The sequence below is a fragment of the Polaribacter dokdonensis genome (assembly GCF_024362345.1).
Classification (GTDB): Bacteria; Bacteroidota; Bacteroidia; order Flavobacteriales; family Flavobacteriaceae; genus Polaribacter; species Polaribacter dokdonensis.
Map to the genome: position 1 here is coordinate 2,778,781 of NZ_CP101505.1, position 24,509 is coordinate 2,803,289.

A 24,509-nucleotide genomic window follows, 5' to 3' on the forward strand; every position below is an offset into this window, starting at 1 on the left:
TACTCATATTATGAAAAAAATACTCATTGTATTTTTCTGTATTTTCTCAATGTCAATTTTTTCACAGAATACAGAAACTGTGGTTGCAACTGCTGAAATTGTACCAAGTCAAGGTTTTTCTTTTAATAGTTTATGGAGAGGTGTCTTAGGTATGTTCTCTTTAATTGTAATTGCATTTTTATTTAGTAGTAATAAAAAAGCAATCGATTGGAAAAAAGTAGGTATAGGTTTATCAATTCAATTGTTAATTGCAATTGGTGTACTAAAAGTTGCTTTTATTCAAAAAGTATTTGAATTTATAGGTGGAATTTTCATCGAAATTTTAGAATATACCAAAGCAGGAAGTGAGTTTTTATTTTCAGGTATGGTAGGTGATGTAAATACTTTCGGATATATTTTTGCATTTCAAGTTTTACCAACTATAATTTTCTTTTCGGCTTTAACATCACTTTTATTTTATTTGGGAATTATTCAAAAAGTAGTAAAATTACTTGCATTAGCATTAAGTAAAGTATTGGGAATTTCTGGTATGGAAAGTTTATCTGTTGCAGGTAATATATTTTTAGGTCAAACAGAAGCACCATTATTAATAAAGGCTTATTTAGATAAGATGAATAGGTCAGAAATGTTGTTAGTAATGATTGGTGGTATGGCTACTGTTGCTGGTGCTGTTTTAGCAGCTTATATTGGCTTTTTAGGAGGTGGAGATAAAGCTTTAGAATTAGTATTTGCAAAGCATTTATTAGCAGCTTCAGTTATGGCAGCTCCAGGTGCAATTGTAATATCAAAAATTTTATATCCACAAACTGAAGCTGTAAATACAGATGTATCAGTATCACAAGAAAAAATTGGATCTAATATTTTAGACGCCATTGCTAATGGTACAACAGAAGGTTTAAGATTAGCAGTAAATGTAGGTGCAATGCTTTTAGTATTTGTAGCTGTAATAGCAATGATTAACGGGATCTTAGGTTGGGTAGGAGATATAACCACTTTAAATTCTTGGATGGCTACGAATACAGCTTACAATAGTTTTTCTTTAGAAGCTATTTTAGGTTATTTATTTGCTCCTCTAATGTGGATGATTGGTGTTGCTTCTGAAGATATGGCTTTAATGGGGCAACTACTGGGAATTAAATTAGCAGCAAGCGAATTTGTGGGTTATATACAATTAGCAGAATTAAAAGACGTTGCAAGTGCAACTCATTTAACTTTTAATAAGTCTATAATTATGGCTACTTATATGCTTTGTGGTTTTGCCAACTTTGCATCTATTGGTATTCAAATTGGTGGAATTGGATCGTTAGCTCCTAGTCAGCGTAAAACATTATCAGAATTTGGTATTAAAGCTTTAATAGGTGGTACAATAGCATCATTAATGTCTGCAACCATTGCAGGTATGATTATTGGATAATTAAAAATCAATATAATATTGAAAGGTTTTTTATCTTCAATTAGTTAATAACTTTTAAACATTTTTTAAAAAGCTTCAACTTTTATAGTTGAAGCTTTTTATATTTTTACACAAAGTCGAAAAAAGAATATGAAGCAGTATCATGATTTAGTAAAACACGTTTTAGAAAACGGAAATGAAAAAGGAGATAGAACAGGAACAGGTACTAAAAGTGTTTTTGGATATCAAATGCGATTTGATTTAAGTGAGGGTTTTCCAATGGTAACCACTAAAAAGCTACATTTAAAAAGTATTGTTTATGAATTGCTATGGTTTATAAAAGGAGATACTAATGTTAATTATCTACAAGAAAATGGCGTTAGAATCTGGAATGAATGGGCAGATGAAAATGGAGATTTAGGACCTGTTTATGGTCATCAATGGCGTAATTGGAATAGTGATGAGGTAGATCAATTAAAAGAAGTTATTGCAACTTTAAAGAGTAACCCAAATTCAAGAAGAATGTTGGTTTCTGCTTGGAATCCTTCTGTTTTACCAGATACATCTAAATCTTTCTCAGAAAACGTAGCTAATGGAAAAGCAGCATTACCTCCTTGTCATGCATTTTTTCAGTTCTATGTTTCTGATGGAAAATTATCTTGCCAATTATACCAAAGAAGTGCAGATATATTTTTAGGTGTGCCTTTTAATATAGCTTCTTATGCCTTATTTACAATGATGATGGCACAAGTTTGTGGTTATGAAGCAGGTGAATTCATTCACACTTTTGGAGATGCTCATATCTATAATAATCATGTAGAACAATTAGAACTGCAATTGTCTAGAGATATAAGACCTTTGCCAAAAATGAAGTTAAATTCTGCTATTACAAATATTGAAGATTTTACTTTCGATGATTTTGAATTACAAGATTATAATCCTCATCCTCATATAAAAGGTAAGGTAGCAGTATAATATAGTTGCAAAACAAAAAGAGCCTTCAATTAAATTTGAAGGCTCTTTTTGTTTTTCATAGTAGTATATTATAAACTTAAAACGCTATTTTCAGCATTAGCATAATCGTTCCAAGCAAAAGCATCTGCTTCTTGATCGTTTAAATACTTACCATCAACTACATATCTAAATTCATAAGAATTACCAGATTCTAAATCAACAGTGCCTTTAAAAGATCCGTTTTTTAATTTTTTTAATGGAGTTGCTTCTGTATTCCACTCGTTAAAGTTACCAACAACTGCAGCACTTTGTGCTTCTTCAGCAGGTAAAGTAAAGGTTACTTTACAAACTGGTTTCGTTTTCAAAAATTTCTTTTTAATAGACATAATTATCAGATTAAATTTCATTGTAAAAGTATATAAGTAGTTTTTAAGTACAAATTAAATTTACGTTAAGCCCACAGTTTTATCACTTTAATAAAATGTTGGCGAATTAAATTCATTTTTAAGAAAATTCGGGCCTATATATTAAGGGAGTGCTAAAATAAAATAGCTTTCTTAAGTGTTGATTATCAGTAAATTTACTCCGAAAACGTATTCGTGATATTTCTGTTTCCGCGAAAAAACTATAAAAACGTCAGCATAAACTGTCTTTTTAGATTATTTTTGTTTTAAACGATTTTAGTATATGATTACAATTATAGCAGCAATTGCAAAAAATAATGCACTTGGTAAAAACAACGATTTAATTTGGCATTTACCTGCAGATTTAAAACGGTTTAAAAAAGTTACAACCGGTCATCATATATTAATGGGTAGAAATACATTTGAATCTATAGGTAGACCTTTACCAAACAGAACTACAATTATTATTACTAAAAATGAAAATTACGTTCAAGAAGGTTGTTTAATAGCTAATAGTGTAGAGCAAGCTATAGAAATGGCTCATGAGGATAATCAAATTTTTATTATTGGAGGAGCTCAAGTATATGAATACGCAATGAAGCACGATTTTGCTGATGCTCTAGACATTACTTTAGTACATCATGAATTTGATGCAGATGTGTATTTTCCAGAAATTGATCCTTCAATTTGGGAAAGAGTAGAAAGAGAAGATTTTATTGCTGATGAGAAAAATAAATTTGATTATAGTTTTATCAGATATAAAAAAATAGCTAATTAATTCTAGCTCTAAAACCACCACCTAAACTCATTTTATATTTTCTTTGCGCAAATAAAAAATAGTTAAAAAGCTTGTAATTCACTTCATAGCCATAATCTATGGTTGGTTGATAATCTATAATGTTCTCATAAATATTTGGATTAAACTGAAACGAATTTTGTGCTCGTTGATTCCAAGTAAATACCCAAGCTCTATTTCTAGCCTCCATATATTTTTGCGAGTAAAAGCCTTCTGGCTGAGCAATTGAGTTTAAAAACGTTGTAAAACCTGGGTCTATTATAATTACCTCATATTCTAGGCTATCATTTGCAATTACAACAGGTTCCTCTTTCTCTATCTCAGGATTATTTAAAGGCGATGATCCACATGCATAAAATACTATGCTAATTATGCTCAAAAAGAAAAGACGTTTTATAAACTTCATATGTCTTAAAGATATTACTTTTAAACTTCATTTTAAAATATCTTTTCAAATCAAACAGATTTACAGCTATAAATCTTAATTTTAAAAAATAATTTTAGGTCATGAAACACTATTTAATTTTAGCAGTCATTTTTATCACTTTTGGCGCTTGTCAAAAAGAAGCAGTAATAACAAAAAAGGATTACAGTATTTTAAATGAACAAGCAAGAGCAACTTTAAAAGATGAAATTTTGGAAGATAGGTTTACAAATTTACTTCCAGAGTTAATGGATAAAGCAGGTTTAGATATGTGGTTGCTTATATCAAGAGAGTATAATGAAGATCCTGTTTTAAAAACAATGTTGCCTGCAACTTGGCTAAATGCTAGAAGAAGAACAATTATAGTCTTTTATAGAAACAAGAAGAACAACACCTTAGAAAGGTTAGCAGTTGCAAGGTATGATATTGGGAAAAGCATAAAATCGGCTTGGAACAAAGAAGAAGAACCAAATCAATGGAAGGCTTTAGAAAAAATTATATCAGAAAGAAATCCGAATAAAATTGGCTTAAATTATTCTACACACTTTGCTTTAGCAGATGGTTTGGTAAAAACAGATTTTGATGAACTGAGTAAAGCAATGCCAGAAACTATCACTTCAAAATTTGTTTCTGCAGAGAAACTGGGTATTGCATGGATTGAAACAAGAACCAAAAAAGAAATGCAGTTGTTTCAAAAACTGGTAAAAATAACGCATGATATTATTGATGAAGCTTTTTCAGCAAAAACAATTGAGCCAGGAAAAACATCAACTGAAGATGTAGTTTGGTTTTTAAGACAAAAAGTTACAGATTTAGGTTTAGAAACTTGGTTTCATCCCACAATTGATGTACAGAGAAATAATGAAGCTTTAAAATCTCATATCGAATCTTTTTCAAAAGGAAAGGATGAGAAAATAATTCAGAAAGGAGATTTATTACATTGCGATTTTGGAATAACTTATATTGGGTTAAATACAGATTGCCAGCAACATGCATATGTTTTAAGAGATGATGAAACAGAAGTTCCAAGTTTTTTAAAAGAAGCTTTCGTTAAAGGAAATAGAGTACAAGATATTTTAACTTCTAATATGAAAGAAGGTTTAACAGGAAATCAAATTTTGGCAAATTCACTAAATCAAGGTAAAGAAGAAGGATTAAGACCATCAATATATACACATCCTTTAGGTAAATATGGGCACAGTACAGGTACTACAATTGGTATGTGGGATTCTCAAGATGGTGTACCATTTAATGGCGATTATCCTCTACAAAAAAATACAGCTTATGCCATTGAATTAAATACCACTGTTTTTGTTGAAGAATGGAATAAGGATATTAGAATTATGTTAGAGGAAGCTGGTTTTTTTGGAGACAATACTTTTAACTATGTCAACGAAAGACAAACAGCTATTAAACCCATTAAAATTAAATAAATGAAACATCGTTGTTTTTGGGTTACAGATAGTAAACTGTATCAAGATTATCATGATTTTGAGTGGGGTGTTCCTGTTTATGATGATGAGACTCTGTTTGAGTTTTTGCTTTTGGAAACGTTTCAAGCTGGTTTAAGCTGGATTACTATTCTTAATAAAAGAGAAAATTTTAGAGCTGCTTTTGATGATTTTGACTATCAGAAAATTGCAAAATATTCAGAAGCTAAATATAATGAGTTGCTTCAAAATGCAGGTATTATTAGAAACAAACTAAAAATTAGAAGTGCAATTACAAATGCTCAATTATTTATTGAAATTCAAAAAGAGTATGGGTCTTTCTCCAATTATATTTGGAATTTTGTAAATCATGAACCCATTATAAACAAGTTTCATAACAAGAAAGATGTGCCTGCAACTACAGAATTATCAGATACAATTTCTAAAGCTTTAAAGAAAAAAGGTTTTAAATTTGTAGGCTCAACAGTTATGTATGCTTTTATGCAGGCAATTGGTATGGTTAATGATCACACCACAAATTGTTTTAAATATCCTAATTAATGCAAATATTACAAATACCTAAACAAGATTTAAAAGAAATTATATCAATCTTTAATAGAGAAATTGGTCGATTTGTATTTTTTGTTTTTGTCCTTTTTTTTGATAGTATTTATTTTGCTGAAAATATTTCAGATTCTCAAATTTGGATAAATATTTTGATGCTTGCTGGCTTTTTTAAAATGTATTTTAGATCTACACCAAGAGTTAAAGAGCTTATGATTTATGCAGTAATTTTAGGTTTTTTAGGGGAATATTTCTTCTCAAGGTTTTTAGGTATGTATACTTACAGATTAGAGAATGTACCTTTATACGTTCCTATTGGTCATGCAGCTTTATATGGTAGAATATTTATGTTTAGTAAAGCATCAGTGGTAAGGAAACATCATAAAGCTATAGAACAATTGTTTGCAATTACAATTGGTCTTTTTGCAACTATATACCTTGCCTTTTTTACAGACGTTTTTGGTTTTGTAATGACAGTTTGTGTATTTCTGTTGCTGCTAAAAAGACCTAAAGACAGATTGTTCTTTTATGCTATGTATATTTTAGTAGCTATTTTAGAAATAGGAGGTACTGCATTTGGGTGTTGGAAATGGCCAGAAACTGCATTTGGTGTTTTTGATTTTTTGCCTAGCAACAATCCTCCAAGTGGAATAAGTTTGTTTTACTTTTTGTTAGATGTTAGTTGTTTCTTTATTTACATTCAAGTACATAAAAAAGCTTGGAATCGTTTAAAAAGATCTCGTAAAAATTAATTGCCGAAAATTAACCTTATTGCAGTAAAAATAGCAATAATAAGTCCTCCATAAATTAATACTTTTTTTCCTGCACCTTTATAATAACGATTGTGGTTTCCTGTATCTTTCTTGTAGCTTAGGTAAATTAAAATACCAAAAGCTAACACAAAAAATACCATAAACATAATTCTGCCAGTAGTAAAGTAAGCATTAAAAATCATGAGGTTTATCTTTATAAGTTTTGTAAATAATAGATAATTTAGAGCTTCTTATATAAATAAGAATTTCTATATTGTTACTTGCAAAATTACAAAATTATATACCAATTCTAATCCTTTATGGATACAGAACTTTAAAACAAACCAACAAAATGAAAAATAAAATAGCTGCTGTACATGCATTTCACAGTGCATTTAAATTAAATATTCAAAATTCACCAACTGTAAATATTTCTGATGATAGAAAACAATTGCGATATGAATTAATGAAAGAAGAAAATGAAGAGTATTTAGAGGCTGCTAAAAATAATGATTTGGTAGAGGTTGCAGATGCTTTAGGAGATATGCTTTATATCCTATGTGGTACCATTATAGAACATGGAATGCAAGATAAAATTGAAGAGGTTTTTAACGAAATACAAAACTCTAACATGAGTAAATTGGGTGAAGATGGAGAGCCAATATATAGAGAAGATGGTAAAGTTTTAAAAGGGCCAAATTACTTTAAGCCTAATATTTCTAAAATTTTAGAAAAATAAATTAGTTTCTTGTAACGTAAATTTTATTGGTTATTCTCCAGCTATTATTAATTTTTTCTAAAGATAAAATATCAATGTAGGTGATGTCTTCTACTTTCATGCTAATTTTAGAACTAGCGATAGTAGCATCAACAATATCAATATTTAAAATAGTTAAGGCACAATTTTCTAAAATACGATTTTCAAGTTTTTTTCGATTTCCCCAAATTGGAAGAATATCTTTAAAATAAACGTTTTTGTAACCTGTAATATTATTGTTTTGTTTTATAGGAACTTTCATTGTTCCATGAACTGTATCAAAGGCTTTGTTTAATTTACTAATATCTCTGTAAATATACCCATCATAATAATTTTGGACTGTTTTCGTAATTTCTACAACTTCATTTTCTTCATTCTGACTCATTAGAGAAATTGACAAGAAAAGAGCAATAAAAAGTGTAAATTTAAAACGATACATACTATTATATTTGATTGAAATGTACAAAAAAAGCATCAATTTTATTGATGCTTTTTATATTTATGAGATTAAGATAAACTATACCATAACTCTCCATCCATAAGGATCTTCAGTTTTGTTAGTTTGAATATCTGTAATTAATTTTTTCAATTGCTGTGCATATGGATTTTCTAATTCAGGTAAATCAAAATCATTTTCTTGATATCCAAAACCAGCAATTGGAGAAATAACTGCAGCAGTTCCTGCTCCAAACATTTCTTTTAAGTTACCATTCTTGGCAGCTTCTACAACTTCACCAACAGAAATTTTTCTAACCTCTGTTTGTATTCCATTATCTTCTGCAATCTGTAAAATACTTTTACGAGTAATACCATCTAAGATTCTATCACTAGTTGGGCTTGTAATTAAAGTATCATTAATTCTAACAAAAATGTTCATTGCACCAGCTTCTTCTATAAATTGGTGTGTGTTATCATCTGTCCAAATTACTTGATTGTATCCTTTTTCTATTGCTAATTGAGTTGGGTAAAATTGTGCAGCATAGTTACCACCTGCTTTTGCATAACCAACACCACCATTTGCAGCTCTGGCATATTTTTCCTCAATTAATACTTTTACTTTACCAGCAAAATAAGCACCAGAAGGTGCAGTACAAATAACAAACTTGTAAGCATCTGCAGGAGATGCATGAAAACCATTACCAGTTGCAAACATAAATGGTCTAATATATAATGAACTACCTTCGTTTGTAGGTATCCAAGCACTATCTATTTCTAAAAGTTTCTTTAAACCATCCATGAAAATATCCTCAGGAATTTGAGGTATAACCAAACGTTCAGCAGATTTGTTTAAACGTTTACAATTTTCTAAAGGTCTAAAAAGCATCATGTTTCCATCAGCATCTTTGTAGGCTTTCATCCCCTCAAAAATAGATTGTCCATAATGAAAAATCTTAGCTGAAGGATCTAATGAAATTGGTGCAAAAGGCTCAACTTTTGGAGTTTGCCATTTACCATCTACAAAATCACAGGTTAACATATGATCAGAATATACGCTTCCAAAAGGTAAGTTATTAAAATCAACAGAGTCAATCTTTGATTTTTCTACGCGTTGAATTTCTATATTTGAAGTCATTTTAAGTTGAATTTTAGACTGCAAATGTACATAATTTATTTATCCAATTCTTATACAAAGACCTAGTTTTGTTGTTAAATTTGTTACTTTTGTAACAAATATGTTAAATAATTATAAGATGAAAAATATAATTCAATTATGTGTTGTTCTTTTGTTAGTAGCAACTGCCTGTAAGAGTGAAAAAACAGATAAATCTGAAACAAAAAATGCAGAGGTTGTAGCAGAAAATTACAGTTTTTTTGGTGATAAAATAAATGATGAATCAGTAATGACTTCTGATGAGATGTTAGCCAAGTTCGAAAACATGAATGTTGGAGACACTATTAACGCAAAATTTGCATCAACAATTAACGAAGTTTGTTCTAAAAAAGGTTGTTGGATGAAGTTACCTTTAGGTTCAGAAACTGAAACTATGGTTCGTTTTAAAGATTACGGATTTTTTATGCCTTTAGATTCAGCAGAGAAAGAAGTTATAGTTGCTGGTAAAGCATTTGTAAAAGAAACTTCTGTAGATGAGTTAAGACATTATGCAGAAGATGCAGGTAAAACTGAAGAAGAAATTGCATTAATTACTGAGCCAAAAAAAGAATTTGCTTTTGAAGCAAATGGCGTTTTAATGAAGAAATAATTTCTTTTGAAGAGAGAAATTATTATTACATCTGATGGTTCAACTAGTATTCACCTTCCAGATTGGGATGAACAATACCATTCCAAACATGGTGCAATACAAGAGGCAAAACACGTTTTTATAAAAACGGGTTTGTATAAATATATAGAAAAACCAGTACAGCAATTAGCAATTCTAGAAATTGGTTTTGGTACTGGTTTAAATGCATTTATAACGTCTTTAGAAGCTAAGGAGAAAAATATATCTGTTTCATATGTTGGTGTAGAAGCCTATCCAGTATCTGAAAACGAAATAGAAAGTTTAAATTATGTGTCTGAATTAAATGCCTTAGCATTTAAAAAGGATTTTGAACATATACATAAAGTTGCTTGGGAAGAAAAACATACAATTTCTGATAATTTTCAACTTTTAAAAAGAAAGCAATTTTTTGAAGATATTGATGATGTAAATGCATTTGACCTAATTTATTTTGATGCTTTTGGTGCTAAAAATCAACCGGAATTATGGACAGAAAGCATTTTTAAAAAAATGTATATTGCTTTAAAAAAAGGTGGAATTTTAACTACTTATTCTGCTAAGGGCAGTGTTAGAAGAGCTATGCAAGCAGTAGGTTTTACAGTAGAAAGATTAGAAGGGCCACCAGGAAAAAGAGAAATGCTTAGAGCAACTAAAAGCTAAATAAAACAATGGAGTTTAAAAGAAAATTTGGTAGAAAAAAAGAATCGAAACCCAAAAAAGGACTGTTTTTAGTGTTACTATTGGCTATCATTCTATTTTTATGGTTTAATGCAGAATCTCTTTTAAATTCTTTATTCAATTAATATTTGGCAACTGAAAAAATTATTTTAGGTATAGATCCAGGAACAACAATTATGGGATTTGGTCTCATAAAAATTGTGGGTAAAAAAATGGAATTTATTCAGATGAATGAATTAATTCTAAAGAAGTACGATGATCATTACTTAAAGCTTAAGTTAATTTTTGAACGAACTATAGAACTTATAGATACCTATCATCCAGATGAGATTGCAATTGAAGCGCCTTTTTTTGGTAAGAATGTGCAGTCTATGTTAAAGTTAGGTAGAGCACAAGGTGTAGCAATGGCTGCTGGTTTATCTAGAGAAGTGCCCATAACAGAATATCTACCGAAAAAAATTAAAATGGCAATTACAGGTAATGGTAATGCCAGTAAAGAGCAAGTGGCTTTAATGTTAAAATCTCTTTTAAACCTTAAAACATTGCCCAAAAATTTAGATGCAACAGATGGTTTAGCTGCAGCAGTTTGTCACTATTATAATTCAGGTAAAGTTGTGGGTGGTAAAAATTATTCTGGCTGGGCAAGCTTTGTAAAACAGAATGAAAAAAGGGTAAAGAAATGAGTGGAATATACATACATATCCCATTTTGTAAACAAGCTTGTTATTACTGCAACTTTTATTTTTCTACATCCTTAAAAAAGAAAACAGAACTTTTAGATTGTTTGGTTAAAGAAATTGAGTTGCGTAAATCTGAACTGAATAATGATATTGTAGAAACCATTTATTTTGGAGGTGGAACTCCAAGTATTTTATCAACTGAAGAAATAAATAGGCTAATTGAAGCTGTTTACAGTAATTTTGATGTTGTTGAGCATCCTGAAATTACTTTAGAAGCCAATCCTGATGATTTATCAGAAGAAAAAATAAAAGAATTGGCAGCTTCAAAAATTAATAGATTAAGTATTGGTGTACAGTCTTTTTTTGAGAGAGACTTAAAGCTAATGAACAGAGCACACAATGCAGCAGAATCTAAAAAATGCCTGCAAATTGCCACTCAATACTTTACTAATATTTCTGTAGATTTAATTTACGGAATTCCTGATTGTTCTAATGAACAATGGCAAAAAAATATTCAAACAGCTTTAAGTTATGGTGTTCCTCATATATCTAGCTATGCATTAACTGTAGAGCCAAATACGGCTTTAGAACGTTTTATAGATAAAGGTGTCATTAAAAATGTAGATGATGATAAAGCAGAAGAACAATTTCTAATTCTTACAGACGAATTAAATGCAGCTGGTTTTATTCATTATGAACTTTCTAACTTTGGTAAAGAGAATTTTTTTAGTAAAAATAACTCAGCTTATTGGTTAGGTAAATCGTATTTAGGTATTGGTCCAGCAGCTCATTCTTTTGATGGTGTTCAACGTAGTTGGAATGTGCAGAATAATACAAAATACATTAAAGATATTGTAGAAAATAAATTACCAATTCAAAGAGAAACACTTTCTGTTATTGATAGGTATAATGAATATGTTATGACTGGTTTACGCACAATTTGGGGCGTATCTTTTCCAAGAATTGAATCAGATTTTGGTAATAATTATGCAAAATACCTTAAAATGCAAGCACAGAAATATATAGATCAAGAACTGCTGTGTGTGGAAAACGATACTTTAAAAACTACTAGAAAAGGAAAGTTTTTATCAGATGGTTTGGCTTCAGATTTATTTATGCTAAACTTAAAATAATCATCAAATAAAAAATACAGAATTACAAGCAGTAATTATGAAAGCAATAATAGAATACAATTCAAGAAAAATAGAAATAGATGTTTCTAAACCTATAGATATTTCGATTGCAATAGATGTTAACAAACAAAATGTAAATGCTTGGTATTTAGAAGAGCCAAAGATTTTTCCTGAAGAGGTTGAAGGCGAAAATATATCTGTAGAAAATGGAGCAGTTGTTAATTTCAACTCTATTCATTTTAATCCTCATTCTCATATTACACACACAGAATGTGTTGGTCATATTACAAAAAAAGTACATTCTGTAAATCAAAATTTAAAGCATTATTTTCATTTAGCAGAACTAATTACAATTGCACCTATAGAGGTTGATGGTGATATGGTTATAGCAACAAAGCAGCTAAAAATGGCCTTAAGAAATAAAAAAAGAGATGCTGTGATTATTAGAACTTTGCCAAATTTAAACGATAAAAAAAGCATGCAGTATTCTAATACAAATCCTACTTATTTGTTAGAGGAAACAGCTGTGTTTTTAAAGGATAAAGGCATTAAGCATTTGTTGGTAGATCTTCCTTCTGTAGATAAAGAAAAAGATGAAGGTAAATTGTTAGCACATAATGCATTTTGGAATACAGATGGACCTTTAAGAATGGATGCTACAATTACAGAATTCATTTACGTACCAAATGATGTTGCAGATGGTGAGTATTTATTAAACCTAATGGTTGCACCTTTTGAGAATGATGCTACACCAAGCAAACCTATTTTATATAAAATTAACAAGTAAATGAAATCCAAATCATCTAAGAAAAAATACTGGTTATATACGCTTTTAATTGCTTTAATTCTTGCAATAAATAGTGCAGTGTATTCAGATATTTCTGTTGATGATTTAAAGGTTGAATATGCCAATGAACACTCTAAGTTTATAGAGATTGATGGTATGCAAGTACATTACAGAATAGAAGGAGAAGGTTTTCCAATCGTTTTAATTCATGGCACAGCATCTTCTTTACATACTTGGAATGCTTGGACTAAAGAATTAAAGAAAACCAACACCATAATTAGAATGGATTTGCCTGCTTTTGGTTTAACAGGCCCAAATAAATCTGCAGATTACTCTATAAAATCATACACCACCTTTTTAGATCAATTTTTGAACCAAATAGCAATTGATAGTTTTCATTTGGCAGGTAATTCTTTAGGAGGAAATATTGCTTGGAATTATGCAGCAGAACATCCTAATAAAGTTGATAAACTAATTTTGGTAGACGCTAGTGGATTGCCAACCAATAAACCACAACCAGCTGTGTTTAAAATGGCAAAAACGCCAGTTGTAAGTAATTTGTTTTTATATGTAACTCCAAAGTTTTTTATTAAGAAGAACATGAAAGAGGTTTATGCAGATGACACAAAAATTGCAAATGATTTAGTTAGTAGATATCATAAAATGGCATTAAGAAAAGGCAACAGACAAGCCTTTATAGATAGAGCAAGAATGGATTTTAAATTGGGCTCTAAAGCAAATATTGATAAGCTAAAAAGCATACAAAATTCAACCTTATTAATTTGGGGTGCACAAGACAATTGGATTCCTTTAGATAATGGAAAACGTATGGATAGTGTTATGCAAAACTCTAAATTGGTAGTTTTAGAAAATTCTGGCCATTTACCTATGGAAGAAAACCCAGAAGAAAGTGTAGCGATTTTAAAAGATTTTATAGAAATACGATAACGTGTTTATATATGGTTTGTTGCGTGGTTTAAGCATTAAAGTTAGCAAATAAATCACAGATAGAAAGTCCGCTAGGACTTTCGTTAATAAACAAAAACCAGCAATTAATTTTATACTGTGTTAGCCACTGATTTTTTAAATTCTAATTAATTCTTGTTATTCTCAAAATGTTAAGTTAACTTTACGTCAAGTAAACTTTACAAAAATAATATTATGTTTAAACTTTTACCACATCGTTTCAAAAGAATAGGATTGATAATTGCTCCTTCTGGTTTTTTTCTCTGGATATTAATGCAAATAGGATGGATAACTGAATTTTCTCAATTTATTGGACTTTCAAACCCAAAAATTTTAAATGTAAGTTCAGCTATTCTTGGTTTTTTCTCTTTCCTATTTGGTACTTATGCCTTAGCATTTTCTAAAGAAAAGATTGAAGATGAAATGATAAAAAATATTCGATTAAAATCATTTCAATTTGCTGCTTTTTTACAAATTTTATTTCTCATTGTAGGTTTAGCCTGGATAGGTTTTATGAAAAATCCTCCAAGAGATTCAGGTTTGATGCTATTTTTCATTTTGGCGATTTTCATTTTTTGGATTATATATATAATTCGCTTTAATTATATTATTCATATTCAAATTTATAAGTATGAAAAATAATGTAAAAGCAATAAGAAGAGTTAAAGGATTAACTCAAGAAGAACTTGCTCAATTACTTGGTGTATCTAGACAGACAGTAATTTCTATTGAGTCGAGTCGTTATGTTCCGTCTACAGTTTTATCTCTTAAGATTTCCAAATTTCTAGATAAGAATGTTGAAGAACTTTTCGAGCTAGAAAAAAGTGATTTTGATTCGAAACCAAGTAAGTCGCGCTAATTTGTGCCCAACGTGTTTACGAATATGCATCATATTTGTTATAATTTATATTCGAATTTATATTTTTAAAGCTTAGAAACAAGCTAAATTAGGATTTAAAACCACTTCTTTTTCTTAAAATACCAAACTGCACCCATAGTAACTAATACCATAATACCTAAAAGAATAAAATAGCCATATTTTATTTTTAACTCTGGTATGTATTCGAAATTCATACCATAAATTCCTGCTAAAAATGTTAATGGAATAAATATTACAGATAGAATTGTAAGTGTTTTCATTACCTCATTTAAACGATGTCCTTGTATGCTAAAAATCAAATTTATTTTGCTTTCTAGCTCTTGCAATTCAAAATCAATATTAGAAATAAGGTTATTGGTTTGTTCTTTTAACTCGCTAAAATATTTAATATCAAAATCGTTAATTTTTATTTTCTCTAATTTAATAATTGTGTCTTTTAAGCTTAAAGTCGCTTTCTTAAAATTAAACAATTCTTGTTTTCTTTTTTCAACCTTAGCAGTAAATTCTGGAGTAGGTTTTATATTTTCTGCTTCTAAAATTGTAGCACTTAATTCAGCATTTTTTTGATAAGTATCTTCGTAATTATCTACAATAGATTCCAATATTAAAAACAATAAGTAATCTGCTTTTTTTCTACGAACAATACCTTTATTGTTCTCAATTCTTTCACGAATCCAATTAAAATAATCACCATCCTTTTCTTGTATACTCCATAAAAAACCAGAAGAAATAATAAAAAACATTTGCTCTGAGTCTAATGTTCTACTTTCTGTTTTTAAAACTCTTGTACTTATAAAAACCAAATCATTCAATAAAATTACTTTATTAGAATGTTCTTTATCCATAAATAACTTTATCAAAAAATCATCTAATTTATTATTGGCTATTATTTTTTTAAAAATTTCTCTAAAGGCTAATCCATAAGTATTTAACCACTCAGTAGAAGGTGTTGTGTTGGTTAAAATAACATCAGAAATAGAGGTGTAGCAAGATTTTTCATAGCTTTTTTTAGAGTAGCTAATTAAAGAGGTTTGCTTTAAAAATTCACTTTCCATGAAAAAAATAATTGTAGATTTGGTAATATAAAGATACTTTTTAAAAATGAATATACAGCAATTAAGAGATTATTGTATCTCTAAAAAAGGGGTAACAGAACATTTTCCTTTTGATGATGTGACTCTAGTTTTTAAAGTTATGAATAAGATGTTTGCTCTTTCTGGTTTAGATAAATGGGAAAGAGGAGAAGAAAGTATCAACTTAAAATGTGATCCAGAAAGAGCAGAAGAATTACGAGGAGAATTTGAGGGGATCATTGCAGGTTTTCATATGAGTAAAAAACACTGGAATACAGTTACAATAAATACAAGCGATGTTTCAGATAATTTGGTAATAGAGCTCATCAATAATTCTTATGATTTGGTTGTAAACGGTTTGACTAAAAAAGCTCAAAAAGAATTAAAAGAGCTATAATTTTTTATATTTTAAAGGAGTAATCTTTTTAATCTCTTTAAACTTTCTATTGAAATTAGATATATTTTGAAATCCAACTTTATATGCGATATCAGCAATAGAAATTTCTTCTTTAGATTGTATCAACTTGCATGCATTTTCAATTCGTAGTTCAGTTAAAAAGCTGATATATGTTTTATTAGTTCTTCTTTTAAAATATTTACAAAAAGCATTTTTAGTCATATTAGCTACACTAGCTATATCTTCTAAATTAATAGGTTTGTGATAATTTTCTATAGTATATTCAAATACATTACGCATTTTTTTACCTTCTACGTCTGAATAATTTTTGTTGTACACAAAGTTAGAAAGTGGTTCAGTTTTCGATTTTGAAATCAATTTTAAGATTTGCAATAACAGAATAAAACGTTCTAATCTAGAGGCATGTTTTAATTTTTTAAAAAACTCAATAATTACTTTTTTGTGATTCTTTACAAGAAGACCTTGCAATGATTTTGAAAAAAAAGATTTAATTTCAGACAACTCGTCCAAATCAAAAAAAGCATTACCAAAAGAAGTTTCCGTAAAAAATAAACTCAACATTTTAGATTCACTTTTGCTATTGGGTTCACTTTTAAAAGCATGAGGTAGATTACTTCCTATAACTATAATGTCATTTTCTGTATAACTAGAAATGCTGTCACCCACTAATAAAGTACCATTGCCTTTTTCAATAAAACTTATTTGAATTTCATCATGTTGATGTAATTTGTCATAAAAAACAAATTCAATATCTTCTTGATATATCAATGCGTTGTTTTCTGGTTTTGGTATTTTAAAAGGATATACTTTCATTTAAGTAAAACTATTAGTGCTTAATTTATTTCAAAAATTCAGCAATTACTGAAGCAATTTACTTTACATCTTAGTAATACAAAAATATTCATAATTAATTTATTTTTTTCGTAAATGGATAATATACTATTAAAATTGAGTAATTTCTTCTTATTTTAATAGAATTAGGATTCATAATTTTATATCAATCAAAATAGAAGAAGATGAAAAGTAATTGGAATGGTGTAATGCCTGCAGTGTTTACTTGGCTAAAAGAATCAAAATCTGGCACTTTAGAAATTGATTTTGATGAAACACAAAAACAGGCAGCAAATATTTTAAAAACTCAAGGAAAAAATGGAAGCAGAATGAACGGACTTGTTGGTTCTGGTACTCTTGGCGAGAATAGCTATCTTAATACTAACCAGCGCCTTTCTTTACTTAAATCTCTATCTGAAGTTGCTAAAGAATATAGTGTTCCGTTAATTAGTGGAGCTTCATCAGAAACTAAAGAAGAACTTGCTAAAATTATTGAAGGGCTTGCAACAGTTGGTGTAGATACAGTAATGGTTATGCCTCCAAAAACTAAGACAGTTCCGTCTGAAAAAGAAATGTATGAGTACTATGCACTTTCTGAGGCAACTGCCAAAGATGTTGGTGTAACAATTATGCCATATAACAATCCTGATGCAGCTGGTTATCATGCGCTTTCAACTGAACTTCTTATGAAACTCTCTGTACTTCCTAATGTAACTGCTCTAAAAATATCTACGATAGATGTATCAATTATTGAAACACTGATGTTAGAGAACAAAAATTTAAAAATTTTAGCAGGTGTAGACACAGTTACTGTACATGCAGGGTTAGCTGGAGCTTGTGGTGGAATTACAGGTGTTGGTTGTATTTTTCCAAAAGCAAGTGTTACCATGCAAGAGTATGTTTCAAATGGAGAGTGGGCTAAAGCAAACAAAATTTCTCAAGCTTTAAATTCTTTATCTTATTTAGATGCCCAGCCACTTCTTATGGAGTATCTTAAGCTTGCAATGGGAATTCATTATAATGATGTTGCTGGTGGGTTACGTACTTTTGGAAAGAAATTATCAAAACAACAGATTGATGATGTTCATTCAAGATATTTGCTGGCAAAAGAAAGACTTGAAGTATTAGATTTAATAAATTGATTCTTTTAAACTATAAAAAAGAAGTTTACAAACAGGTAAATAAAATATACATAAATAAAGATGATTACAGGTAAAAACTATATAGGTAAATTATTGTCAAACAAAGGAAGTAAAAAATACCAAACCTTTAACCCAGAATTAAATCAAGAAAATCCTGTTGAATTTACAGAAGCTTCTTCAGAAGAAATTGAAGAAGCAGTTAATTTAGCATCAAAGGCTTTTCAAGAGTTCAGATTTATTTCTGGAACTAAAAAAGCTGAGTTTTTAAATGCAATTGCAGACGAAATTTTAGCTCTAGATGATAAATTAGTAGAAATGTATTGCTCAGAAACAGGTTTGCCAGAAGGAAGAGCAAAAGGAGAAAGAGGAAGAACAATTGGGCAATTAAGAAGTTTTGCAAACTTAGTTGAAGAAGGTTCTTGGGTAGAAGCAACCATAGATAAAGCGCAACCCAATAGAGAGCCAATGCCAAGGTTAGATATTCGTAAAATGAATATTCCTTTAGGACCAGTTGTGGTTTTTGGAGCTAGTAATTTTCCTTTAGCCTATTCAACTGCTGGTGGAGATACAGCAGCTGCTTTAGCAGCTGGTTGCACAGTAATTGTAAAATCTCACCCAATGCATTCAGGTACAGGTGAATTGGTGGCTTCTGCAATTATAAAGGCTGCAGAAAAAACGGGAATGCCAAATGGTGTTTTTTCAAATCTGAATTCTAGTGGAATTGAAGTAGGGCAACAATTGGTTGCCAATCCAAAAGTAAAAGCAGTTGGTTTTACAGGAAGTATAAAAGGAGGTAGAGCTTTGTTAGATTTATCAGCAAAAAGAGAAGAACCTATTCCTGTCTTTGCAGAAATGGGTAGTATCAACCCTGTTGTTATTTTACCTGAAGCTTTAGCCAATAGAAATGCTGAAATAGCAAAAACGTATGCAGGTTCCATCACTTTAGGAACTGGACAGTTTTGTACAAACCCTGGTTTAATTTTAGGGGTTAAAAGTGATGCTTTAAGCGCGTTTGTAAATCATTTATCACAAGAAATTTTAGAGATTGATCCTACTTGCATGTTACATCCAAATATTAAAAAAGGATACAATGCCAATAAAGAAAAAGTAGCTTCTCAAGAAAATGTTACTATAACAGCCAATTACGAGTCTGATGTTGCTTATAATCATGCGCAACAAGCAGTTGTTTCTGTTGATGGAAAAACGTTTCTAGAAAATTCAACTTTACATTTAGAAGTATTTGGCCCTTTTTCTATGGTAGTTCAATGTAAGAATAAAGCTGAATTAGAACAAGTAATTACAAGTTTAGAAGGACAATTAACAGGAACTATTATTTCTGATAATGATGAAATTTCGAATTATACGAATGTAATTGCAGCACTACAAAATAGGGTAGGAAGAATTATTTTTAATGGGGTTCCTACAGGGGTTGAGGTTTGTGAATCTATGGTTCATGGAGGGCCTTATCCTGCATCTACAGATAGTCGTTTTTCTGCTGTAGGTATAACATCCATAAAACGTTGGGTTCGCCCTTTTAGTTATCAAAGTTGGCCAAATAATTTATTACCAAATGAATTAAAAAATGAAAATCCACTAAACATTTTTAGAACTATAGATGGAGAAAGAACTAAAGAAAAATTATAAGGCATGAGAATTTATAAAACGTTACTGGTAGTTATTTTGTTAACTTGTTTTTACACAAATGGGCAAAATAATTGTAAAAACTCATCAGTTGAATTAGCGACATTAATTAAAATTCATCAAGATAGAAGGTCTTTTGATAGAGGTGAATATCCTTTAGGATTATATACAAGAGAATATTATAAATCGGAAGCCGATTATGCTCAAGGTCAATTACAAAATTTTGGTTGTATTAAAATGGAGGACCTTTCTGAAACTGAACAAATTTCAGCAGAATTATTAAAATTTGTATTGCAAGATAAAGTTGATTATTACAAATTTGAGCGTTTTTTAAATCCGCTATTATCAGACTCAGGTTTTCACAGTAGTTTAAATTATCAAATAAGGCCTCTCAATAATTCTTGGGCAGTAAAAGAATACTTGAAAAAGCTGAATAGCTTACCAGAATTTGTAAATCAACATTTTAAAAATTTAAGAGAAGGTTTAGAAAAAGGAGTTTCACAGCCCAAGGTAATATTTAAAGGATATGAGACTACTTATGATGATCATATTGTAGGCGATTATAATAAGAGTCCATTTTACAAACCTTTTCAGAATCTACCATCAAGTTTAAATCAAACTCAAAAAGATTCTGTTTTGAGTGCTGCAAAAGAAGTAATTGAAAAAACTGTGGTACCTCAGTTTAAAAGGATTAAAACTTTTTTTGAAACTGAATACTTACCAAACACTAGAACTACTCTAGGAGTTTCAGAAACTCCAAATGGAGCTGCTTATTATCAAAACAGAATTAACTTTTATACAACAAGTACCCAATATACTGCAGAAGATATTCATCAAATTGGATTAAAAGAAGTTGCTAGAATTAAGGCAGAAATGCAAAAAATAATTAAGGAATTAAATTTTAAAGGTTCTTTTGCAGACTTTTTTAAATTTTTAAGAACAGATGAGCAGTTTTACGCAAAAACACCTAAAGAGCTATTAATGATAGCAAGAGATATGGCAAAAAGAGTAGACGCTCAATTGCCAAAATTCTTTAAAACGTTACCAAGAAAACCATATGGAGTTGCTCCAGTACCAGATGCAATTGCGCCAAAATATACTGCAGGACGTTACATAGGAACATATAAAGAGAGCACAGAACCTGGTTATTATTGGGTAAATACTTATGATTTACCAAGTAGAACTTTATATACTTTACCTGCTTTAACTGTTCATGAAGCAGTTCCTGGACATCATTTACAAGGAAGTTTAAATAATGAATTGGGTGATTCTATTCCACAATTTCGTAAAAATTTATACTTATCTGCCTATGGAGAAGGTTGGGGATTGTATTCAGAATTTCTAGCAGATGAAATGAACATGTACACAACTCCTTATGAAAAATTCGGAAAGTTCACTTACGAAATGTGGAGAGCCTGCAGATTGGTAGTGGATACTGGAATTCATGCAAAAGGTTGGACAAGAGAACGGGTTGTAAAATACATGTCTGAAAACACTGCACTTTCTATCCTAGAAATTAATACAGAAACTGACAGGTATATTTCTTGGCCTGGGCAAGCTTTGTCTTATAAAATAGGTGAAATAAAAATTAGAGAACTTCGTAAAAAGGCAGAACTTGAATTAAAAGAGAAATTTGATATTCGAGAATTTCATGAAATTGTTTTAGAACAAGGCACAGTAACCTTAGCAATTTTAGAAAAAAGAGTCAATAATTATATTAAGAGATTAAAAAATGAGTAAGCATACGTTTGTTTGTATTGATGCACATACTTGTGGTAACCCAGTAAGAGTTATTAAAAACGGTGGCCCTGAATTAACAGGGAAAACTATGAATGAAAAGCGTTTACATTTTTTAAAAGAATACGATTGGATAAGAAAAGGATTGATGTTTGAACCTAGAGGTCATGATATGATGAGTGGTTCTATTTTGTATCCTGCTCATAACCCAGACAATGATTTTGCCATTTTATTTATAGAAACTTCAGGTTGCTTGCCAATGTGTGGTCATGGAACAATTGGAACCATAACTATAGCTGTTGAAGAAGGTTTGATACAACCAAGAGTAGCTGGAAAAATTAAAATGGAAGCTCCTGCTGGTTTAGTAGAAATTGAATATTCTGAAAAAAATAGTAAAGTAGAATGGGTAAAATTGACTAATGTAAAAAGTTATCTAGCAGCAGAAAACTTAACTGTTGATTGTCCTGAATTAGGAGAACTTACTTTTGATGTTGCTTATGGTGGTAATTTTTATGCAATTGTAGATCCTCAGAAAAACTTTAGTGGAATTCAAGATTTTACTGCAGCAAAAATCATACAGTATTCACAAGTAATCAGAGAAAGAATAAACAAGAAATATCCTAATAAATTTATTCATCCAGAAAACGAATCGATTAAAAATGTAACTCATTTATTGTGGACAGGAAATACGATTAATAAAAATTCAGATGGAAGAAATGCTGTTTTTTATGGAGATAAAGCTATCGATAGAAGCCCTTGTGGAACAGGTACATCAGCAAGATTAGCACAATTACATGCAAAAGGGAAACTAAGAGTTGGGCAAGAATTTATCCACGAAAGTTTTATAGGAAGTACTTTTATAGGTAAAGTTGAAAAAGAAACTACAATTGGAAATCAAAAAGCAATTATACCTAGTATAAAAGGTTGGGCAAAGGTTTATGGTCAGAATACCATTACTATAGATACTGAAGATGATCCTTATGCTTATGGTTTTAGTGTGATTTAGTTAATTTTATTTACAGAAATTATTAATATGAGTAAAAGTGTAATAATTGTTGGAGGAGGAATTGTAGGTTTATGTTCTGCATATTACTTACAAAAAGAAGGGCATAAGGTAACTGTAATCGATAAATCCGATTTTTCATCAGGGGCATCTTATGTTAATGCAGGTTATATTACACCTAGTCACATTATCTCTTTAGCTGCTCCAGGAATGATTAATAAAGGTGTTAAATGGATGTTTAATTCATCAAGCCCTTTTTACGTAAAGCCAAGACTGAATTACGATTTTTTAAAATGGAGTTTAAATTTTAAAAAATCTGCAACCGTTCAGAAAGTACAAAAATCAATTCCTATAATTAAAGATATAAATATTTTAAGTAGAGAATTGTATCAAGATTTAAAGAATAGCAATGAGTTTGATTTTTTTTATCAACATAAAGGTTTGTTGATGTGTTATCAAACAGATGAAGCTGGAGAAGAAGAATGGGATACAGGAAAAATAGCAATAAAAGAAGGTTTAAAAGTTGAACATCTATCTAGAGAACAAGTACATAAAATAGAACCAAATGCAGGTTTAAATATTAAAGGTGCTGTGTATTATCAATCTGATGCACATATGACCCCTAACAATTTTATGCAGCAATTAAAGACCTATTTACAAAAGAAAGGGGTTAGTATTTTAGGAAATGAAGAGGTTACAGATATAGTTACTGCAAATAATAAAGTTACATCAATTAAAACTACAAATTTAGATATTAAATCAGATGAATTTGTTTTTGCAACTGGAGCTTGGTCTCAAAATTTTGCTAAGAAATTAGGGATTAAAATTCCAATTCAAGCAGGAAAAGGATATAGTATTAATGTTAAAAAGGAAACCAATATTACATTACCAGCTATTTTAATAGAAGCAAAAGTTGCTGTAACACCAATGGATGGTTTTACAAGATTTGCAGGAACAATGGAAATTGGAGGGATTAATCATAAGATTAATAAAAAAAGGGTTGATGCAATTGCAACTGCTGCAGAAAAATACTATTCTAACCTAAAAATTGATTCAAAAGAAAAAGAAGCAACAAAATGTGGATTACGTCCTCTTTCACCTGATGGATTACCATTTATTGGCAAATCATCTAAATGTAAAAATGTAACTTTTGCAACTGGACATGCAATGATGGGTTGGAGCTTAGGCCCTGCTACTGGTAAATTGGTTTCTGAAATTATAGGTGATAAAGAATATTCATTGAATATTTATCCTTTTGCTGTGGATCGTTTTTCTTAATTTTGATATAATGTTAAAATCAGACTTAAGAAAAATATACAAACAAAAACGAAACGATTTGACTTTTGAGGAAATTAAATGTTTACAAGAAAACATCTATGCTCAAGTTTATGATTTAGATATTTCTGAAATTCAAACTGTGCATCTTTTTCTAACGCTTGTAAAATTTAAAGAGATTGATACCAATCCTATTATCAATTATTTTAGAAGTCAAAATAAAAAAATTGTAGTTTCTAAAAGTGATTTTAAAAATAGTTCCTTAACCCATTTTTATTTAGAAAAAGATACAGAAATAGAATTGAACAAATACGGAATTCCAGAACCCGTAAATGCAGTACAAGTTTCTGAAAGTAATATAGATTTAATTTTTGTGCCACTTTTAATTTCAGATGAAAGGTATTATAGAGTAGGTTATGGAAAAGGTTTTTACGATCGGTTTTTAGCAAACTGTAGAGAAGATTGCAAAAAAATAGGTTTAAATTTCTTTAAACCTATTTTTAAAATTTCTGATGTTAATGAATTTGATATTGCTTTGGATGAAGTGATTTATCCAAAATTATAATTATCTT

Annotated in this window: 29 protein-coding genes; 22 read left to right on the plus strand and 7 right to left on the minus strand. The window is 29.8% G+C overall.

Features of this window, described 5'->3' with window-relative positions:
- Window positions 1–10 precede the first annotated feature (10 nt).
- Both LPB302_RS12425 and LPB302_RS12430 read left to right on the plus strand, forming a co-directional pair.
- Complete coding sequence (locus LPB302_RS12425; RefSeq protein ID WP_053973248.1) at window positions 11–1,414, plus strand: NupC/NupG family nucleoside CNT transporter; 1,404 nt, start codon at window positions 11–13, stop codon at window positions 1,412–1,414.
- Window positions 1,415–1,543: 129 nt separating this feature from the next.
- On the plus strand, window positions 1,544–2,368 hold the full coding sequence (locus tag LPB302_RS12430) for a thymidylate synthase (protein ID WP_053973247.1): 825 nt from the start codon (window positions 1,544–1,546) through the stop codon (window positions 2,366–2,368).
- A 68-nt stretch (window positions 2,369–2,436) separates the two neighbouring features.
- On the opposite strand, the gene LPB302_RS12435 is transcribed toward LPB302_RS12430, so the two are convergent.
- Window positions 2,437–2,733 (minus strand): isoamylase early set domain-containing protein, encoded by a 297-nt coding sequence (locus LPB302_RS12435; protein ID WP_053973246.1) that lies wholly within the window; start codon window positions 2,731–2,733, stop codon window positions 2,437–2,439.
- 301 nt (window positions 2,734–3,034) lie between these two features.
- On the opposite strand from LPB302_RS12435, the gene LPB302_RS12440 reads away from it, so the two are divergent.
- Window positions 3,035–3,529, plus strand: a complete 495-nt coding sequence (locus LPB302_RS12440; RefSeq protein ID WP_053973245.1) for a dihydrofolate reductase — start codon at window positions 3,035–3,037, stop codon at window positions 3,527–3,529.
- Here LPB302_RS12440 and LPB302_RS12445 read toward each other — a convergent pair.
- On the minus strand, window positions 3,522–3,953 hold the full coding sequence (locus tag LPB302_RS12445; RefSeq protein WP_053973244.1) for a DUF6146 family protein: 432 nt from the start codon (window positions 3,951–3,953) through the stop codon (window positions 3,522–3,524). The genes LPB302_RS12440 and LPB302_RS12445 overlap by 8 nt on opposite strands.
- A gap of 101 nt (window positions 3,954–4,054) precedes the next feature.
- Between LPB302_RS12445 and LPB302_RS12450 the strand changes: the two genes are divergently transcribed.
- The 3 genes from LPB302_RS12450 to LPB302_RS12460 are packed head-to-tail and all read left to right on the plus strand — an operon-like array spanning window position 4,055 to window position 6,717.
- Window positions 4,055–5,404, plus strand: a complete 1,350-nt coding sequence (locus LPB302_RS12450; RefSeq protein WP_053973243.1) for a M24 family metallopeptidase — start codon at window positions 4,055–4,057, stop codon at window positions 5,402–5,404.
- Entirely contained in the window at window positions 5,405–5,962 is a 558-nt protein-coding gene (locus tag LPB302_RS12455; RefSeq protein WP_053973242.1) for a DNA-3-methyladenine glycosylase I, read from the plus strand.
- Window positions 5,962–6,717 (plus strand): hypothetical protein, encoded by a 756-nt coding sequence (locus tag LPB302_RS12460; RefSeq protein ID WP_053973241.1) that lies wholly within the window; start codon window positions 5,962–5,964, stop codon window positions 6,715–6,717. The genes LPB302_RS12455 and LPB302_RS12460 overlap by 1 nt, the downstream gene beginning before the upstream one ends.
- Here the strand turns inward: LPB302_RS12460 and LPB302_RS12465 are convergent.
- The gene (locus LPB302_RS12465; RefSeq protein WP_053973240.1) at window positions 6,714–6,920 is read right to left on the minus strand and encodes a hypothetical protein; all 207 of its coding nucleotides are present in this window, start codon (window positions 6,918–6,920) and stop codon (window positions 6,714–6,716) included. The genes LPB302_RS12460 and LPB302_RS12465 overlap by 4 nt on opposite strands.
- A 149-nt stretch (window positions 6,921–7,069) precedes the next feature.
- Here LPB302_RS12465 and LPB302_RS12470 point away from each other — a divergent pair, with 149 nt between their 5' ends.
- Entirely contained in the window at window positions 7,070–7,456 is a 387-nt protein-coding gene (locus tag LPB302_RS12470) for a pyrophosphohydrolase domain-containing protein (RefSeq protein WP_053973239.1), read from the plus strand.
- Window position 7,457: 1 nt separating this feature from the next.
- Here the strand turns inward: LPB302_RS12470 and LPB302_RS12475 are convergent, their stop codons facing one another.
- The gene (locus LPB302_RS12475; RefSeq protein WP_053973238.1) at window positions 7,458–7,913 is read right to left on the minus strand and encodes a nuclear transport factor 2 family protein; all 456 of its coding nucleotides are present in this window, start codon (window positions 7,911–7,913) and stop codon (window positions 7,458–7,460) included.
- A 78-nt stretch (window positions 7,914–7,991) separates the two neighbouring features.
- Window positions 7,992–9,047, minus strand: a complete 1,056-nt coding sequence (locus tag LPB302_RS12480) for a branched-chain amino acid aminotransferase (RefSeq protein WP_053973237.1) — start codon at window positions 9,045–9,047, stop codon at window positions 7,992–7,994.
- A gap of 118 nt (window positions 9,048–9,165) precedes the next feature.
- Here LPB302_RS12480 and LPB302_RS12485 point away from each other — a divergent pair, with 118 nt between their 5' ends.
- From LPB302_RS12485 to LPB302_RS12520, 8 genes are all read left to right on the plus strand, one after another.
- Window positions 9,166–9,675 (plus strand): DUF4920 domain-containing protein, encoded by a 510-nt coding sequence (locus LPB302_RS12485; protein ID WP_053973236.1) that lies wholly within the window; start codon window positions 9,166–9,168, stop codon window positions 9,673–9,675.
- 6 nt (window positions 9,676–9,681) lie between these two features.
- Window positions 9,682–10,353, plus strand: a complete 672-nt coding sequence (mnmC2, locus tag LPB302_RS12490; protein ID WP_053973235.1) for a tRNA (5-methylaminomethyl-2-thiouridine)(34)-methyltransferase MnmC2 — start codon at window positions 9,682–9,684, stop codon at window positions 10,351–10,353.
- 146 nt (window positions 10,354–10,499) lie between these two features.
- A complete protein-coding gene (ruvC, locus tag LPB302_RS12495; protein ID WP_053973234.1) occupies window positions 10,500–11,054 on the plus strand; it encodes a crossover junction endodeoxyribonuclease RuvC in 555 nt (184 codons plus the stop codon).
- Window positions 11,051–12,184, plus strand: coding sequence for a radical SAM family heme chaperone HemW (hemW, locus tag LPB302_RS12500; RefSeq protein WP_053973233.1), 1,134 nt, complete (start codon window positions 11,051–11,053; stop codon window positions 12,182–12,184). Before ruvC ends, hemW begins: the two co-directional genes overlap by 4 nt.
- 37 nt (window positions 12,185–12,221) lie before the next feature.
- Window positions 12,222–12,971, plus strand: coding sequence for a cyclase family protein (locus tag LPB302_RS12505; RefSeq protein ID WP_053973232.1), 750 nt, complete (start codon window positions 12,222–12,224; stop codon window positions 12,969–12,971).
- Window positions 12,972–13,919 carry an alpha/beta fold hydrolase gene (locus LPB302_RS12510; RefSeq protein WP_053973231.1) on the plus strand — a complete coding sequence of 316 codons (948 nt, stop codon included), beginning with the start codon at window positions 12,972–12,974 and terminating at the stop codon, window positions 13,917–13,919.
- A 213-nt stretch (window positions 13,920–14,132) separates the two neighbouring features.
- Complete coding sequence (locus LPB302_RS12515) at window positions 14,133–14,579, plus strand: hypothetical protein (protein WP_053973230.1); 447 nt, start codon at window positions 14,133–14,135, stop codon at window positions 14,577–14,579.
- Window positions 14,569–14,796 carry a helix-turn-helix transcriptional regulator gene (locus tag LPB302_RS12520; protein WP_053973229.1) on the plus strand — a complete coding sequence of 76 codons (228 nt, stop codon included), beginning with the start codon at window positions 14,569–14,571 and terminating at the stop codon, window positions 14,794–14,796. Before LPB302_RS12515 ends, LPB302_RS12520 begins: the two co-directional genes overlap by 11 nt.
- A 95-nt stretch (window positions 14,797–14,891) precedes the next feature.
- Here LPB302_RS12520 and LPB302_RS12525 read toward each other — a convergent pair whose 3' ends face one another.
- Window positions 14,892–15,872, minus strand: coding sequence for a magnesium and cobalt transport protein CorA (locus LPB302_RS12525; protein WP_053973228.1), 981 nt, complete (start codon window positions 15,870–15,872; stop codon window positions 14,892–14,894).
- 46 nt (window positions 15,873–15,918) lie between these two features.
- Between LPB302_RS12525 and LPB302_RS12530 the strand changes: the two genes are divergently transcribed.
- Window positions 15,919–16,287, plus strand: a complete 369-nt coding sequence (locus LPB302_RS12530; protein WP_053973227.1) for an MmcQ/YjbR family DNA-binding protein — start codon at window positions 15,919–15,921, stop codon at window positions 16,285–16,287.
- Here LPB302_RS12530 and LPB302_RS12535 read toward each other — a convergent pair.
- The gene (locus LPB302_RS12535) at window positions 16,282–17,121 is read right to left on the minus strand and encodes an AraC family transcriptional regulator (RefSeq protein ID WP_053973226.1); all 840 of its coding nucleotides are present in this window, start codon (window positions 17,119–17,121) and stop codon (window positions 16,282–16,284) included. The two genes, LPB302_RS12530 and LPB302_RS12535, sit on opposite strands and share 6 nt — an antisense overlap.
- Before the next feature lie 203 nt (window positions 17,122–17,324).
- Between LPB302_RS12535 and LPB302_RS12540 the strand changes: the two genes are divergently transcribed.
- From LPB302_RS12540 to LPB302_RS12565, 6 genes are read left to right on the plus strand one after another with little or no spacing between them, the layout of a single operon-like run.
- Complete coding sequence (locus tag LPB302_RS12540; RefSeq protein WP_053973225.1) at window positions 17,325–18,281, plus strand: dihydrodipicolinate synthase family protein; 957 nt, start codon at window positions 17,325–17,327, stop codon at window positions 18,279–18,281.
- A gap of 60 nt (window positions 18,282–18,341) precedes the next feature.
- Window positions 18,342–19,925 (plus strand): aldehyde dehydrogenase (NADP(+)), encoded by a 1,584-nt coding sequence (locus tag LPB302_RS12545; RefSeq protein ID WP_053973224.1) that lies wholly within the window; start codon window positions 18,342–18,344, stop codon window positions 19,923–19,925.
- Between the two features lie 3 nt (window positions 19,926–19,928).
- Window positions 19,929–21,662: a DUF885 domain-containing protein gene (locus tag LPB302_RS12550; RefSeq protein ID WP_053973223.1), complete on the plus strand. Its 1,734-nt coding sequence runs from the start codon at window positions 19,929–19,931 to the stop codon at window positions 21,660–21,662.
- Window positions 21,655–22,665: a 4-hydroxyproline epimerase gene (locus tag LPB302_RS12555; protein WP_053973222.1), complete on the plus strand. Its 1,011-nt coding sequence runs from the start codon at window positions 21,655–21,657 to the stop codon at window positions 22,663–22,665. The genes LPB302_RS12550 and LPB302_RS12555 overlap by 8 nt, the downstream gene beginning before the upstream one ends.
- A gap of 27 nt (window positions 22,666–22,692) precedes the next feature.
- Entirely contained in the window at window positions 22,693–23,940 is a 1,248-nt protein-coding gene (locus tag LPB302_RS12560; protein ID WP_053973221.1) for an NAD(P)/FAD-dependent oxidoreductase, read from the plus strand.
- Between the two features lie 10 nt (window positions 23,941–23,950).
- A complete protein-coding gene (locus LPB302_RS12565) occupies window positions 23,951–24,502 on the plus strand; it encodes a 5-formyltetrahydrofolate cyclo-ligase (RefSeq protein WP_053973220.1) in 552 nt (183 codons plus the stop codon).
- Window positions 24,503–24,509 lie beyond the last annotated feature (7 nt).